This is a genomic window from Micromonospora sp. NBC_01638, assembly GCF_045209745.1.
In the GTDB taxonomy this organism is placed as follows: domain Bacteria; phylum Actinomycetota; class Actinomycetes; order Mycobacteriales; family Micromonosporaceae; genus Micromonospora.
Map to the genome: position 1 here is coordinate 1,504,708 of NZ_CP109273.1, position 15,001 is coordinate 1,519,708.

The window sequence follows — 15,001 nt, forward strand, 5'->3', positions numbered from 1 at the left end:
TCAGCCCTCCTGCTGCGTTTCTGCCGGAGCGGAAGCCGTGGCGGCGACAGCTGCGCTGTCGACCGGCTCGCCGCTCGGCGTCTCGGCCTGCTGCGCGATGGTGGTCGCAGCAGCCCGGCCAGCCTCGGTGCCACCGGCCGTGGTGCCGGACGAACCCGACCGGCCACGACGCGGACGCTCGGGACGGTCGCCACGCTCACCACGACGCGGGCGGGACGGACCGGCCTCGGCCGGAGTCTCCCGGCCCATGACGGCGTCGCCCTTGTAGATCCAGACCTTCACACCGATCCGGCCGAACGTGGTACGGGCCTCGAAGAAGCCGTACTCGATGTTGGCCCGCAGCGTGTGCAGCGGAACCCGGCCCTCACGGTAGAACTCGGTCCGGCTCATCTCGGCGCCGCCGAGGCGACCCGAGACCTGAACCCGGATGCCCTTGCAGACCGGGTTCTTCATCGCCGACTGCATGGCCTTACGCATCGCCCGACGGAAGCTGACCCGGCTGGACAGCTGCTCGGCCACGCCCTGCGCAACAAGCTGAGCGTCCGACTCGGGGTTCTTCACCTCGATGATGTTCAGCTGAACCTGCTTGCCGGTGAGCTTCTCCAGCTCGCCGCGGATCCGGTCGGCCTCCGCACCCTTACGGCCGATGACAATGCCCGGCCGGGCGGTGTGGATGTCGACCCGGACCCGGTCGCGGGTGCGCTCGATGTCGACCTTGGAAATCCCGGCACGCTCGAGGCCCTTGGACATCATGCGGCGGATCTTGACATCCTCGCCGATGTAGTCCTTGTAGAGCTTGTCCGCGAACCAGCGGGACTTCCAGTCGGTCGAGATGCCGAGCCGGAACCCAGTGGGGTGAACCTTCTGACCCATTACTCGGCGTCCTCCGTCTTGCTCTGCGCTTCGGCCGGTGCGGCCTCCGTGGCCGGGGCGGCCTTCTTCGCCGCGGCCTTCCTCGGCGCTGCCGGCGCGACCGCTTCGACCGCCACGGTGATGTGGCAGGTGCGCTTGCGGATTCGGTACGCCCGACCCTGCGCCCGCGGCTGGAACCGCTTCATCGTCGGGCCCTCGTCAACGAAGGCCTCGCTGACGAGCAGCGCGTCGGGGTCCAGCCGCTCGTTGTTCTCCGCGTTGGCGATCGCGCTAGCGAGCACCTTGTACACCTGCTCGCTCGCAGCCTGCGGCGCGAACTGCAGCACCGTGAGCGCCTCCTTCGCGGGCAGGCCGCGGACGAGGTTGACCACCCGGCGCGCCTTCATCGGCGAGATGCGCACGTGCCGCGCAACCGCCCGCGCGCCCGGAAGCACCGGAGCGTCGCCCTTTCCTGGCATCGCTGTAACCCCTTGTTCCCTCTATCCGTATGCCCGCGGCGTCAGCGCCGACGGCTCTTCCGGTCGTCCTTCTCGTGACCCTTGAAAGTGCGGGTCAGCGCGAACTCGCCGAGCTTGTGCCCGACCATCGCCTCGGTCACGAACACCGGGACGTGCTTGCGTCCGTCGTGCACGGCGATCGTGTGCCCCAGCATCTCGGGGATGATCGTCGAGCGCCGCGACCAGGTCTTGATCACGTTCTTGGAGCCCTTGTCGTTCTGTACTTCCACCTTCTTGAGCAGGTGGTCGTCTACGAACGGGCCCTTCTTCAGGCTGCGAGGCATGTCTTATCTCCCTCAGCCGCGCTTACGCGTGGCGTAGCGGCGGCGGACGATCAGCCGGTCACTCGGCTGGCCCTTACGGCGGGTGCGGCCCTCGGGCTTACCCTGCGGGTTGACCGGGTGGCGACCACCGGAGGTCTTACCCTCACCACCACCGTGCGGGTGGTCGACCGGGTTCATGGCGACACCACGGACGGTCGGGCGCTTGCCCTTCCACCGCATCCGGCCGGCCTTGCCCCAGTTGATGTTCGACTGGTCGGCGTTGCCGATCTCGCCGATGCTGGCGCGGCAGCGCACGTCCACACGCCGGATCTCGCCGGACGGCATACGCAGGGTCGCGTACGCGCCCTCGCGGCCGAGCAGCTGGATGCCGACGCCCGCGGAACGGGCCAGCTTGGCCCCGCCGCCCGGACGCAGCTCCACGTTGTGGATCGAGGTACCGACCGGGATGTTGCGCAGCGGCAGGTTGTTACCCGGCTTGATGTCGGCGCCCGGACCGGACTCGACGCGGTCGCCCTGCTTGATGTCCTTCGGCGCGAGGATGTACCGCTTCTCGCCGTCGGCGTAGTGCAGCAGCGCGATGCGCGCCGTGCGGTTCGGGTCGTACTCGATGTGAGCGACCTTTGCCGGCACGCCGTCCTTGTCGACCCGCTTGAAGTCGATCAGACGGTACTGACGCTTGTGACCGCCACCGTGGTGTCGCGTGGTGATCCGGCCGTGGGCGTTACGCCCGCCCTTCTTCGGCAGCGGAGCCAGTAGCGACTTTTCCGGCGTGGACCGGGTGATCTCGGCGAAGTCAGCGACGCTGGAGCCACGTCGGCCCGGCGTCGTCGGCTTGTATTTACGGATAGCCATTGTCTACACCCCTCAGCTGACCGGGCCGCCGAAGGCCTCGATACGGTCACCGTCAGCCAGCTTCACGATCGCCCGCTTGGTCGCCTTGCGCTGACCGAAACCGGTCTTGGTGCGCTTGCGCTTACCCTGGCGGTTGAGCGTGTTGACCGTCAGGACGCGGACGTTGAAGATCTGCTGGATAGCGATCTTGATCTCGGTCTTGTTCGCGTCCGGGTGCACCAGGAAGGTGTACCAGTTCCGGTTCAGCTCGCTGTAGCTCTTCTCCGAGACGACCGGCGCCACGATGATGTCGCGCGGGTCGGCGATGGTGCTCACTTGCCACCCTCCTCGGTGGTCTCGGCGGGCACGCCCAGGAACTCGTCCAGGGCGTCCTTGGTGAAGACCACGTCGTCGGCCACCAGCACGTCGTACGTGTTCAGCTGGCCGGACTCGATCAGGTGCACGCGCGGCTCGTTGCGCAGCGACACCCAGTTCAGCTCGTCGGTGCTGCTCAGCACGACCAGGACCCGACGGGCCTCGGTGAGCTTGGTCAGCGTGGCCAGGGCCGCCTTGGTCGACGGCTTCTCGCCCGAGACGAACGCCTCGACGACGTGCACCTGCCCGGCGCGAGCCCGGTCCGAGAGGGCACCGCGCAGCGCGGCGGCCTTCATCTTCTTCGGGGTCCGCTGGCTGTAGTCGCGCGGCACGGGACCGTGCACAACGCCACCGCCGGCGAACTGCGGCGCGCGGATCGAGCCCTGCCGGGCGCGACCGGTGCCCTTCTGCTTGTACGGCTTCTTGCCGCCACCGGCGACCTCGCCGCGGGTCTTGGCCTTGTGCGTGCCCTGTCGGGCCGCCGCGAGCTGGGCCACCACGACCTGGTGCATCAGCGCGACGTTGGCCTGCACGTCGAAGATGTCCGCCGGCAGCTCGACCGAGCTGCTGGTGGTGCCTTCGACGGTGCGCACGTCAACGGTGGTCACTTGGCCGCACCGCCCTTCTTCGCCTTGTTCTTGGCCGCGGTACGGACCAGAACCAGCGCGCCCTTGGGGCCAGGAATGGCACCCCGGACGAGCAGGAGGTTGTTCTCGGTGTCGACCGCCTGGACGGTGAGGTTCTGCACGGTGTACCGCACGCCACCCATGCGGCCGGCCATCCGGGTGCCCTTGAAGACACGACCCGGAGTGGCGCAGGCGCCGATGGAGCCGGGCGAGCGGTGCTTACGCTCGACACCGTGGCTGGCGCGCAGGCCGTGGAAGCCGTGCCGCTTCATCGGGCCGGCGTAACCCTTGCCCTTGGTCTTGCCGGTGACGTCGATGGTGACGCCGGCCGGGAACTCCTCGACCGTGACTTCCTGGCCGAGCGAGTATTCCCCAGCGTCCGTGGTGCGCAGCTCGACGATGTGCCGGCGCGGCGCCACGTCCGCCTTGGCGTAGTGCCCGCTGATCGGCTTCTTGACCTTGCGCGGGTCGATGATGCCGTAGGCCAGCTGGACCGCGGAGTAACCGTCCTTCTCGGCGCTACGAACCTGGCTGATGACGCACGGGCCGGCCTCGACCACGGTCACGGGAACAACACGGTTGTTGTCCCAGACCTGGGTCATGCCGAGCTTGGCGCCCAGGATCCCCTTGACTTGCCTGTCCATTTGTCCGGTCCCTACAGCTTGATCTCGATGTCGACGCCAGCCGGCAGGTCGAGGCGCATGAGCGAGTCGACCGTCTTCGGGGTCGGGTCGATGATGTCGATCAGCCGCTTGTGCGTGCGCATCTCGAAGTGCTCGCGCGAGTCCTTGTACTTGTGCGGCGAGCGGATAACGCAGAAACGGTTGATCTCCGTGGGCAGCGGCACCGGGCCCGCGACCTGCGCCCCGGTGCGCGTCACCGTCTCGACGATCTTCCGAGCCGAGGAGTCGACGACCTCGTGGTCATAGGCCTTGAGCCGGATGCGGATCTTCTGTCCCGCCATGGTGGCTTCTGTTCCTTCTCTCGATGCCGCTGTGTTGCGGGCGCCTGTACCGGCTGGCACAGGCCCACTTCGCCGACCCCCGCGGTCGGGCGTGTCGCGCCCTCGGATCGGGCTCCGCCCCGTGCTTCCGGAGCGGTGCTGACCGCGCGGTGGGTCAAGGCGCCGATCGCATTACCGCGACCTGAACGCCGTGCGAGGGTGGTTGGCGACTGGGCCGCCAACCACCCCACGCTCGACTGCCTCGCCACCCGGAGGTTCAGCGAAAGCCGAACACAGGCGACGAACTGTCGTTACGCAACCTGACTAGTATGCCGCACGACCGGCGGCGGGTCTAATCGGGGTTACCTAGTTCACTTCTGGATCTTGGTGACGAACCCGGCGCCGACGGTGCGGCCACCCTCGCGAATCGCGAACTTGAGGTTCGCCTCCATGGCGATGGGCTGAATCAGCTTCACCGACATGGTGGTGTTGTCGCCCGGCATGACCATCTCGGTGCCCTCGGGGAGGGTGACGACACCGGTGACGTCCGTGGTCCGGAAGTAGAACTGCGGACGGTAGTTCTGGAAGAACGGGGTGTGCCGGCCGCCCTCCTCCTTGGAGAGGATGTAGACCGTCGCCTCGAACTCCGTGTGCGGGGTGTTCGAGCCCGGCTTCACGACGACCATGCCGCGCTCGACCTCGTCGCGCTTGGTGCCACGCAGCAGCAGGCCGACGTTCTCGCCTGCGCGGGCGTCGTCCAGGGTCTTCCGGAACATCTCGATCGCGGTGACCTTGGTCTTGAAGCTCTTCTCCTTGATACCGACGAGCTCAACATCCTCGTTCGGCAGGAGAACGCCGCGCTCCACGCGACCGGTGACGACGGTGCCACGACCGGTGATCGTGAACACGTCCTCAACCGGCATCAGGAACGGCATGTCGACCTCGCGCTCCGGCTGCGGGATCGAGTTGTCAACCGCGGTCATCAGGTCCAGCAGCTTGCCGGTCCAATCGGGGTCACCCTCGAGGGCCTTCAGCGCCGAAACCCGAACGACCGGCAGGTCGTCACCCGGGTACTCCTGCGAGGAGAGCAACTCGCGCACCTCGAGCTCGACGAGCTCCAGGAGCTCCTCGTCATCGACCATGTCGCTCTTGTTGAGCGCCACGACGATGTACGGCACACCGACCTGACGGGCCAGCAGCACGTGCTCGCGGGTCTGCGGCATCGGGCCGTCAGTCGCCGCCACCACCAGGATCGCGCCGTCCATCTGCGCGGCACCGGTGATCATGTTCTTGATGTAGTCGGCGTGCCCGGGGCAGTCGACGTGCGCGTAGTGCCGCGCCTCGGTCTGGTACTCGACGTGCGAGATCGAGATCGTGATGCCGCGGGCCTTCTCCTCCGGCGCCTTGTCGATCTCGTCGAACGGCGTGTAGGGGTTCAGTTCCGGGTACCGGTCGTGCAGGACCTTGGTGATGGCCGCCGTCAGCGTCGTCTTACCGTGGTCGATGTGACCAATGGTGCCGATGTTGACGTGCGGCTTAGTCCGCTCGAACTTAGCCTTCGCCACTGGTGTCCTCCTGTGGACTTCTTGGTTCGTACGCCCGGCGCGCCGGTCGGCGCTTAGGACTCTGTCGACAGCCTTTCCGGCCTGACGGCCGGAGAGCCATTGTGGGTTCTGCGGCGATGAAGCCTACAGGCCCGGTCTCACGCGATCCGATCGTGGTGGTCGCGGGCGGGTGAACCATCCCGCGACCAACCACGAATCACCTGCTCAGGGCTTTACTCGCCCGTTGCCTTGGCGATGATCTCCTTCGCGACGCTCTGCGGAACCTCAGCGTAGGAGTCGAACTGCATGCTGTAGCTAGCCCGGCCCTGGGTCTTCGACCGCAGGTCGCCGACGTAGCCGAACATCTCCGACAACGGCACCAGAGCCCGGACGATGCGGGCGCCGCTGCGCTCCTCCATCGCCTGGATGATGCCGCGGCGGGAGTTGAGGTCACCGATGACGTCACCCATGTTCTCCTCAGGAGTGGTGACTTCAACGGCCATCATCGGCTCGAGCAGTGCGGGATCGGCCTTGCGGGCCGCGTCCTTCATCACCATCGAGCCGGCGATCTTGAATGCCATTTCCGACGAGTCGACCTCGTGGTACTGGCCGTCCAGCAGGGTCAGCTTCACACCGACCAGCGGGAAGCCCGCGAGGATGCCGTACTGCAGCGCATCCTGCGCACCGGCGTCCACCGACGGGATGAACTCCCGGGGGATCCGGCCGCCGCTGACGGCGTTGGCGAACTCGTAGGTCGGCGAGTCGTTGTCCAGCGGCAGCGGCTCGACGCTCACGATCACGCGGGCGTACTGGCCGGAACCACCGGTCTGCTTCTTGTGGGTGTACTCGACCTTGTCCACCTTGCGGCGAATGGTCTCGCGGTATGCCACCTGGGGCTTGCCGACGTTGGCCTCGACGTTGAACTCGCGGCGCATCCGGTCGACCAGGATGTCCAGGTGCAGCTCACCCATGCCGGAGATGACCGTCTGACCGGTCTCCTCGTCCAGACGGACGCGGAAGGTCGGGTCCTCCTCGGCCAGCCGCTGGATCGCGGTGCCGAGCTTCTCCTGGTCAGACTTGGTCTTCGGCTCGATCGCCACCGAGATGACCGGCTCCGGGAAGGTCATCGACTCCAGGATCACCGGGTTCGCCGGGTCGGAGAGCGTGTCGCCGGTGGTGGTCTGCTTGAGACCCTGCACCGCGATGATGTCGCCGGCCAGCGCCGACGGACGCTCTTCCCGCTTGTTGGCGTGCATCTGGTAGATCTTGCCGATCCGCTCCTTGCGGTCCTTGGTGGAGTTGACCACCTGGGAACCAGATTCGAGCAGACCGGAGTAGACCCGGACGTAGGTGAGCTTGCCGAGGTGCTTGTCCGTCTGGATCTTGAAGGCCAGCCCGGAGAACGGCTCCGACTTGGACGGCTTCCGGATCAGCGGGGTCTCGCCGTCGGTGGCCGTACCCTCGATGGCCGGAACGTCCAGCGGCGACGGCAGGAAGTCGACCACGGCGTCGAGCATGGGCTGAACGCCCTTGTTCTTGAACGCCGAGCCGCACAGCACCGGGTTGGCCTTGCCGCCGATGGTGGCACGCCGGATGGCGGCCTTGATCTCCTCGACGGAGACCTCCTCGCCTTCCAGGTACTTCTCCATCACCGAGTCGTCGACGTCGGCCAGGGTCTCCATCAGCTTCTCGCGCCACTCGGCCGCGGAGTCGGCCAGGTCGGCCGGGATCTCCTCGATCGCGTAGTCGTCACCCTTCTGGGTCTCCCCACGCCAGGTGAGCGCGCGCATGCCGATCAGGTCGACGACGCCGATGTGGTCGCCCTCGAGCCCGATCGGGATCTGGAGCACCAGCGGGGTGGCGTTGAGCCGGTCGATCATCATCTGCACGCAGCGGAAGAAGTCGGCCCCGGTCCGGTCGAGCTTGTTGACGAAGCACATCCGCGGGACGTTGTACTTGTCGGCCTGCCGCCAGACGTTCTCCGTCTGCGGCTCCACGCCGGCGACACCGTCGTAGACCGCGACCGCACCGTCCAGGACCCGCAGCGACCGCTCGACCTCGACCGTGAAGTCGACGTGGCCGGGCGTGTCGATGATCTGGATCGTGTGGCCCTTCCACTCGCACTTGGTGGCGGCGGAGGTGATGGTGATACCACGCTCCTGCTCCTGCTCCATCCAGTCCATGACGGCGCCACCCTCGTGGGTTTCGCCGATCTTGTACGTGATGCCGGTGTAAAACAGGATCCGCTCGGTGGTTGTGGTCTTACCGGCATCGATGTGCGCCATGATGCCGATATTGCGTACGTTGGCGAGCGCGTCTGCGGCGGCCACTTCAATCCCTACTTATCGTCGTCTCGACTCAACTGGTGGCGGTTCCGGCGCCCGTGGGACGCCGGAACCAGGGTGTTACCAGCGGTAGTGCGCGAAGGCCTTGTTGGACTCGGCCATCTTGTGCGTGTCCTCGCGCCGCTTGACGGCGGCACCGAGGCCGTTGCTCGCGTCCAGCAGTTCGTTCATCAGCCGCTCGACCATGGTCTTCTCGCGACGAGCGCGGGAGTAGGTGACCAGCCAGCGCAGGCCCAGCGTGGTCGCCCGGGTCGGGCGGACCTCGACCGGAACCTGGTAGGTGGCGCCACCGACACGACGGCTGCGCACCTCGAGGGTCGGCTTGACGTTGTCCATCGCCCGCTTGAGGGTGACGACCGGGTCGGTGCCGGACTTCTCGCGGCAGCCCTCGAGGGCCGCGTACACGATGGACTCGGCGAGCTGACGCTTGCCACGCAGCAGGATCTTGTTCACCAGCTGGGTGACCAGCGGCGAGTTGTACACCGGGTCAGCGACCAGCGGCTTCCGCGGAGCGGGTCCCTTACGCGGCATGTCAGCTCTTCTCCTTCTTGGCGCCGTAACGGCTGCGCGCCTGCTTGCGGTTGCGGACACCCTGGGTGTCCAGCGAACCGCGAACGATCTTGTAGCGCACGCCGGGGAGGTCCTTCACCCGGCCGCCGCGAACGAGCACGATCGAGTGCTCCTGCAGGTTGTGACCCACGCCCGGGATGTAGGCGGTCACCTCGATCTGGCTGCTGAGCTTCACACGAGCGACCTTGCGCAGCGCCGAGTTCGGCTTCTTCGGGGTGGTGGTGTACACACGGGTGCACACGCCGCGCCGCTGAGGGGAACCCTTCAGCGCCGGGGTCTTGGATTTGGTCGTCTTCGCTTGGCGGCCCTTTCGGACCAGCTGCTGGATCGTGGGCACCGGGTTTCTCCGCTCCCTTCGGCCGCACTGTTTGCGACCGCGCCGTCTGCTCGTTAGCCGGCCTGATGACCGGCTCTCCTACATTCCAACCAGGGCCACCTCACGGAGGCCCCGGCACCCGCGGTCGGGCGTGTCGCCCTCATCACGGTCCCGCCACGACGCTTTCGCGTGCGTACCGGGTTTTGTCACCGGCGCGCGGGTCGCCCCACTCCGGATCTTTAGCCTGTCGTGCCGCCGCCCGAACTCCGGAAGCAGCGCACGCGCGAGTTGCCCGGGCATGCCCGGGCACAAGGGGAAAGAGTACCTACCACAACCGCCCAGGTCAAAACGGAACGGCCCGGCGACTGTCTCACCTCGCCGGTCGAATCTCGTCCTGCCCCGTCGCCCACGATGGGCACTCGCGAGCACAAGTGTACCGGCTTCCCGGCGGGAGCACCCGTCGCCCCCGGGCGCGCACCGGGAGGCCACCGCGCGAACTGGAAAACGCGTCACGGTCAGGGAAGTGACCCGCCTCACATCAGGGCGAGCAACAGCGCCAGGCCCAGGCCCAGGAGGCTGAGTAGCGCCCCCGCCGCGCCACAGCTGATCCCGGCCACCGCCAGCCCTCGGCCGGTGAACCGGACCGCGGCTGGCTCGGCCGGACGGCGGATCTGCCGCTGGCCGAGCAGGCCGGTGACGACCGCCGCCACACCGGCCAGCAACCCGAGCGCAGCGAACGCCCCGGAAGCCCAGGCCCCACCCTCGTTCACGAAGGCCACCCCGAAGCAGATCACCAGCAGCGAGACCAGGACCGACGCGATCCCGGCCACCAGCGCCCCGATGGCGAGCCCCGAAGTGACCGGCGCCACATCCAGGTGCACGACACCGAACGGCGTACCAGGCACCGACTCCACTCGTTTCGGCGGCCGGCGCTGGTCGTCGGTGGGTGGCGGCGGCACCGGATGCCCCGCCATGCCACCCCAACCGGGTGCATGACCGGGCGGCGGGCCCCAGCCGGGCGGCACACCAGGCCCGGACGACGGCGGACCCCACCCGGGCGGGACGCCAGGCCCAGACGACGGCGGACCCCAGGCCGGCGGTGTCGGGGTCGGCACCCCGGAGACCGAGTACGGCTGACCGGAGCCGGGCGGAGTGGTCGTGCCCCAGCCGGGGTGTGGCGCGGCAGGGGTCGGCGCACCCCAACCTGGAGAGGACGCAGGTGGGTGCGGCTCGCCGCTCGGGCCCGGTTGAGCCCAGCCACGTGACTCGGACGGAGCCTGCGCCTCCGGATGGCCGGCCGGTTCGTCCGCAGGGGGCCGCGCCGGATCCGTCACGAGGTCCTCCTGTCGAAAGGCCGCCACCGCCGCGCGGCGGACACCGGCCAGGCTACCGCCGAGAGCGCCGGGCGCGGCCACGGGCGGCTCAGTCCATGTTCGCCGGGTAGTCGTGGCCGAACGGCGCCCCGGCCAACCGAACCACCCCGATGACCAGCACGGCCACCACACTGACCGCGACCAGCACCAGGCCGGTCCAGGCCATCCGCTCCCCCCGTCGCAGCCAGGCGCCGCCCGTCAGGAAACCCCCTGAGGCGTACGCCTCGCGGCGCGCCTGCCGGGCCAGTTGCAGTGCCACCGTCGCCGGCACCACTCCACCGATGAACAGCCCGGTCAGCAGGCCGAGCAGCCCCAGCGCGAAGACCGCCCGCGCCTTCGTGGCGCGGGCCGGATCCGGGTCCAGCGGGTGGCGCAGGCTCTGCTGCGCGACGGACACCTGCCCGGGTGCGGTCGTCATCCCCCCATCATGCCGAACTCGGACCGGGGGTGGGTGGGTCCGGACACGACGAGGCCCCCGGCATCCGCCGGGGGCCTCGTCGTGCGATTGGTGCTTAGCGGTACGACCCGAAGTCGAAGTCGTCCAGCGGCACAGCCTGCCCGCTGGCCGGCCCGAACCCGTAGTCGGTCTCCGGGTACCCGGTCATCGAGTAGACCTTGGCCTTGGCCTCCTCGGTCGGCTCGACCCGGACGTTGCGGTACTTGCTGATGCCCGTACCGGCCGGGATGAGCTTACCGATGATCACGTTCTCCTTGAGGCCGACCAGCGAGTCGCTGCGCGAGTTGATCGCAGCGTCGGTCAGCACCCGGGTGGTCTCCTGGAAGGAGGCCGCCGAGAGCCAGGAGTCGGTGGCCAGCGAGGCCTTGGTGATACCCATCAGCACTGGACGGCCGGCGGCGGGCTCGCCGCCCTCCGAGACGAGTCGGCGGTTCTCCGACTCGAACAGCGCCCGGTCGACCAGCACACCCGGCAGGAACTCGGTCGAGCCGGAGTCGATGACCGTCACCCGCTTGAGCATCTGGCGGATGATGATCTCGATGTGCTTGTCGTGGATGAGCACACCCTGCGAACGGTAGACCTCCTGGACCTCACTGGTCAGGTGGACCTGAACCGCCCGCGGACCCATGATCCGCAGAAGCTCGTGCGGGTCGATGGTGCCCTCGGTCAGCTTCTCGCCGACCGCGACGTGACCGCCGTCGTGGGTACGGAGCTTGACCCGCTTCGAGATCTTGTCGTAGACGATCTCTTCGCTGCCGTCGTCCGGCACCACGATGATCTTGCGCGAGCGCTCGCCGTCCTCGATCCGGATCCGGCCAGGGGTGTCGGCGATGGGCGCCTTACCCTTCGGGACCCGAGCCTCGAAGATTTCCTGCACACGCGGCAGACCCTGGGTGATGTCCTCACCCGCGACACCACCGGTGTGGAAGGTACGCATCGTCAGCTGCGTACCGGGCTCACCGATGGACTGGGCGGCGATGATGCCGACCGCCTCACCGATGTCGACCGACTTGCCGGTCGGCAGCGACCGGCCGTAGCAGGCCGCGCAGACGCCCAGCTTGGACTCGCAGGTGAGCACGCTGCGCACCCGGACCGTCTCCACGCCAGCGGCGACGATCTTGTCGACCCCGATGGAGTTGATGTCCTGACCGCGCTCGGCGACCACGGTGCCGTCCGGCCCCTTGATGTCGTCGGCCAGGGTCCGGGCGTGCACGCTGGTCTCGGCGTGGGTGTGGACGACGATCTTGCCGCCTTCGAGCTTCTCGCCGATCTGCATCGGGATCGCCCGGTCGGTGCCGCAGTCCTCTTCGCGGATGATGACGTCCTGCGAGACGTCCACCAGACGACGGGTCAGGTAACCCGAGTCGGCGGTCCGCAGCGCGGTGTCGGCGAGACCCTTACGGGCACCGTGCGTGGAGATGAAGTACTCCAGCACGGACAGACCCTCCCGGTAGCTGGCCTTGATCGGCCGCGGGATGATCTCACCCTTCGGGTTGGCCACCAGACCACGGATCGCCGCGATCTGCCGGAGCTGGAGCAGGTTACCGCGGGCACCCGAGTGGATCATCTTCCACAGAGGGTTCTCCTGCGGCAGCGCGGTGTCCATCTCCTTGGCGACCTCGTTGGTCGCCTTGGTCCAGATCTCGATGAGCTCGCCGCGACGCTCCTCGGCGGTCATCAGACCACGCTGGTACTGCTTGTCGATCCGGTCGGCTTCCTTCTCGTACCTCGCCAGGATCTCCGCCTTGCGCGGCGGAGCGATGACGTCCTCCATGCCGATCGTCACGCCGGACCAGGTGGCCCAGTGGAAACCGGCCTCCTTGAGCCCGTCCAGGGTGGCGGCCAGCGCCACCTTGGGGAAGCGCTCGGCGAGGTCGTTGACGATCGCGGAGAGCTGACCCTTGCGGATCTCGTAGTTCACGAAGCGGTAGCCCGGCGGCAGCGTCTCGTTGAACAGCACCCGGCCCAGGGTGGTCTCCACGGTCACCGCGTCGCCCTCGACGAAGCCCTCCGGGGCGGACCACGCCTCGGAGCCGCCGCCGTTGTCGACCTCGACCACACCACGCAGGCGGATCCTCACGGGCGCCTGCAGGTGCAGCTCACCGTTGTCGAAGGCCATCCGCGCCTCGGCGTCCGAGCTGAACGCCCGGCCCTCGCCCTTCTCACCGGCGGTGAGGTGGGTGAGGTGGTAGAGACCGATGACCATGTCCTGGGTGGGCATGGTGACCGGCTTACCGTCGGCCGGCTTGAGGATGTTGTTCGACGACAGCATCAGGATCCGCGCCTCGGCCTGAGCCTCGGCGGACAGCGGCACGTGCACCGCCATCTGGTCACCATCGAAGTCGGCGTTGAACGCGGTGCAGACCAGCGGGTGGATCTGGATCGCCTTGCCCTCGACCAGCTGCGGCTCGAAGGCCTGGATGCCCAGGCGGTGCAGGGTCGGGGCCCGGTTGAGCAGCACCGGGTGCTCGCCGATGACCTCTTCCAGCACATCCCACACGACCGGGCGCTGACGCTCGACCATCCGCTTGGCGGACTTGATGTTCTGCGCGTGGTTGAGGTCCACCAGCCGCTTCATGACGAACGGCTTGAACAGCTCCAGCGCCATCTGCTTGGGCAGACCGCACTGGTGCAGCTTGAGCTTCGGGCCGACCACGATGACCGAACGGCCGGAGTAGTCGACGCGCTTGCCCAGCAGGTTCTGGCGGAACCGGCCCTGCTTGCCCTTGAGCATGTCGGACAGCGACTTGAGCGGGCGGTTACCCGGGCCGGTGACCGGCCGGCCGCGACGGCCGTTGTCGAACAGTGCGTCGACGGCCTCCTGGAGCATCCGCTTCTCGTTGTTGACGATGATCTCGGGCGCGCCGAGGTCGATCAGCCGCTTGAGGCGGTTGTTCCGGTTGATCACGCGGCGGTACAGGTCGTTCAGGTCCGAGGTCGCGAACCGGCCACCGTCGAGCTGCACCATCGGGCGCAGGTCCGGCGGGATGACCGGGACGCAGTCGAGCACCATGCCGAGCGGCGAGTTGCGGGTGTTCAGGAACGCCGCCACGACCTTGAGTCGCTTGAGCGCCCGGATCTTCCGCTGACCCTTGCCGGACCGGATGGTCTCCCGCAGGCTCTCGGCCTCGGCGTCGAGGTCCATGTTCTGGACCAGCGCCTTGATCGCCTCGGCGCCCATGGAACCGGTGAAGTACTCACCGAACCGGTCGCGCAGCTCGCGGTAGAGCAGCTCGTCGGTGACCAGCTGCTTCGGCTCCAGCTTGCGGAAGGTGTCCAGCACCTCGTCCAGGCGGTCGATCTCGCGCTGGGCCCGGTCGCGGATCTGGCGCATCTCGCGCTCTCCGCCCTCCTTGACCTTGCGCCGGACGTCCGCCTTGGCACCCTCGGCCTCCAGCTCGGCCAGGTCGGCCTCGAGCTTGGCGGCCCGCTTCTCGATCTCCGAGTCGCGGCTGTTCTCGGACTGCCGCTTCTCGGCCAGGATCTCGTTCTCGATCGTCGAGAGGTCACGGTGACGCGACTCCGCGTCCACGCTCGTCACGACGTACGAGGCGAAGTAGATGATCTTCTCGAGGTCCTTGGGAGCGAGGTCCAGCAGGTAACCCAGCCGGCTCGGAACGCCCTTGAAGTACCAGATGTGGGTCACCGGAGCAGCGAGCTCGATGTGCCCCATCCGCTCACGACGGACCTTGGAGCGCGTCACCTCGACGCCGCAGCGCTCGCAGATGATGCCCTTGAATCGGACGCGCTTGTACTTACCGCAGTAGCATTCCCAGTCCCGCTGCGGACCGAAGATCTTCTCGCAGAAGAGCCCGTCCTTCTCCGGCTTCAGGGTGCGGTAGTTGATCGTCTCAGGCTTCTTGACCTCGCCGTGCGACCACTGACGGATATCGTCGGCGGTGGCGAGACCAATGCGCAGCTCGTCGAAGAAGTTGACGTCGAGCACTCTGTCCCCTATGTCGTCGTC

The 15,001-nt window shown here is 67.7% G+C and carries 15 protein-coding genes; all 15 read right to left on the reverse strand.

All coding sequences use genetic code 11. From position 1 onward, the window contains the following. Positions 1 to 873: a 30S ribosomal protein S3 gene (rpsC, locus tag OG811_RS07020; protein ID WP_272613589.1), complete on the reverse strand. Its 873-nt coding sequence runs from the start codon at positions 871 to 873 to the stop codon at positions 1 to 3. Beyond that, positions 873 to 1,331: a 50S ribosomal protein L22 gene (gene rplV, locus OG811_RS07025; protein ID WP_007465297.1), complete on the reverse strand. Its 459-nt coding sequence runs from the start codon at positions 1,329 to 1,331 to the stop codon at positions 873 to 875. Before rplV ends, rpsC begins: the two co-directional genes overlap by 1 nt. A 41-nt stretch (positions 1,332 to 1,372) precedes the next feature. Further along, positions 1,373 to 1,654, reverse strand: coding sequence for a 30S ribosomal protein S19 (rpsS, locus tag OG811_RS07030; protein ID WP_007465299.1), 282 nt, complete (start codon positions 1,652 to 1,654; stop codon positions 1,373 to 1,375). A gap of 12 nt (positions 1,655 to 1,666) precedes the next feature. Next, the gene (gene rplB, locus OG811_RS07035; protein ID WP_406072863.1) at positions 1,667 to 2,506 is read right to left on the reverse strand and encodes a 50S ribosomal protein L2; all 840 of its coding nucleotides are present in this window, start codon (positions 2,504 to 2,506) and stop codon (positions 1,667 to 1,669) included. Between the two features lie 12 nt (positions 2,507 to 2,518). Next, positions 2,519 to 2,821, reverse strand: a complete 303-nt coding sequence (gene rplW, locus OG811_RS07040; RefSeq protein WP_007465304.1) for a 50S ribosomal protein L23 — start codon at positions 2,819 to 2,821, stop codon at positions 2,519 to 2,521. After that, positions 2,818 to 3,468 carry a 50S ribosomal protein L4 gene (rplD, locus tag OG811_RS07045; protein WP_007465305.1) on the reverse strand — a complete coding sequence of 217 codons (651 nt, stop codon included), beginning with the start codon at positions 3,466 to 3,468 and terminating at the stop codon, positions 2,818 to 2,820. The genes rplW and rplD overlap by 4 nt, the downstream gene beginning before the upstream one ends. Next, positions 3,465 to 4,130 carry a 50S ribosomal protein L3 gene (rplC, locus tag OG811_RS07050; protein WP_406072864.1) on the reverse strand — a complete coding sequence of 222 codons (666 nt, stop codon included), beginning with the start codon at positions 4,128 to 4,130 and terminating at the stop codon, positions 3,465 to 3,467. Before rplC ends, rplD begins: the two co-directional genes overlap by 4 nt. Positions 4,131 to 4,141: 11 nt before the next feature. Continuing rightward, positions 4,142 to 4,450, reverse strand: a complete 309-nt coding sequence (gene rpsJ, locus OG811_RS07055; protein WP_007073037.1) for a 30S ribosomal protein S10 — start codon at positions 4,448 to 4,450, stop codon at positions 4,142 to 4,144. A 350-nt stretch (positions 4,451 to 4,800) separates the two neighbouring features. Beyond that, positions 4,801 to 5,994 (reverse strand): elongation factor Tu, encoded by a 1,194-nt coding sequence (tuf, locus tag OG811_RS07060; protein ID WP_406072865.1) that lies wholly within the window; start codon positions 5,992 to 5,994, stop codon positions 4,801 to 4,803. Between the two features lie 212 nt (positions 5,995 to 6,206). Further along, entirely contained in the window at positions 6,207 to 8,303 is a 2,097-nt protein-coding gene (fusA, locus tag OG811_RS07065; RefSeq protein WP_406072866.1) for an elongation factor G, read from the reverse strand. A 75-nt stretch (positions 8,304 to 8,378) separates the two neighbouring features. Beyond that, positions 8,379 to 8,849 (reverse strand): 30S ribosomal protein S7, encoded by a 471-nt coding sequence (gene rpsG / locus OG811_RS07070; RefSeq protein WP_406072867.1) that lies wholly within the window; start codon positions 8,847 to 8,849, stop codon positions 8,379 to 8,381. 1 nt (position 8,850) lies between these two features. Then, the gene (rpsL, locus tag OG811_RS07075) at positions 8,851 to 9,225 is read right to left on the reverse strand and encodes a 30S ribosomal protein S12 (protein ID WP_393521886.1); all 375 of its coding nucleotides are present in this window, start codon (positions 9,223 to 9,225) and stop codon (positions 8,851 to 8,853) included. A gap of 512 nt (positions 9,226 to 9,737) precedes the next feature. Beyond that, positions 9,738 to 10,118, reverse strand: coding sequence for a hypothetical protein (locus OG811_RS07080; protein WP_406075575.1), 381 nt, complete (start codon positions 10,116 to 10,118; stop codon positions 9,738 to 9,740). A 508-nt stretch (positions 10,119 to 10,626) separates the two neighbouring features. Further along, positions 10,627 to 10,995 (reverse strand): hypothetical protein, encoded by a 369-nt coding sequence (locus tag OG811_RS07085; RefSeq protein WP_406072868.1) that lies wholly within the window; start codon positions 10,993 to 10,995, stop codon positions 10,627 to 10,629. Positions 10,996 to 11,089: 94 nt separating this feature from the next. Then, a complete protein-coding gene (locus OG811_RS07090; protein WP_406072869.1) occupies positions 11,090 to 14,980 on the reverse strand; it encodes a DNA-directed RNA polymerase subunit beta' in 3,891 nt (1,296 codons plus the stop codon). Between the last annotated feature and the right edge of the window lie 21 nt (positions 14,981 to 15,001).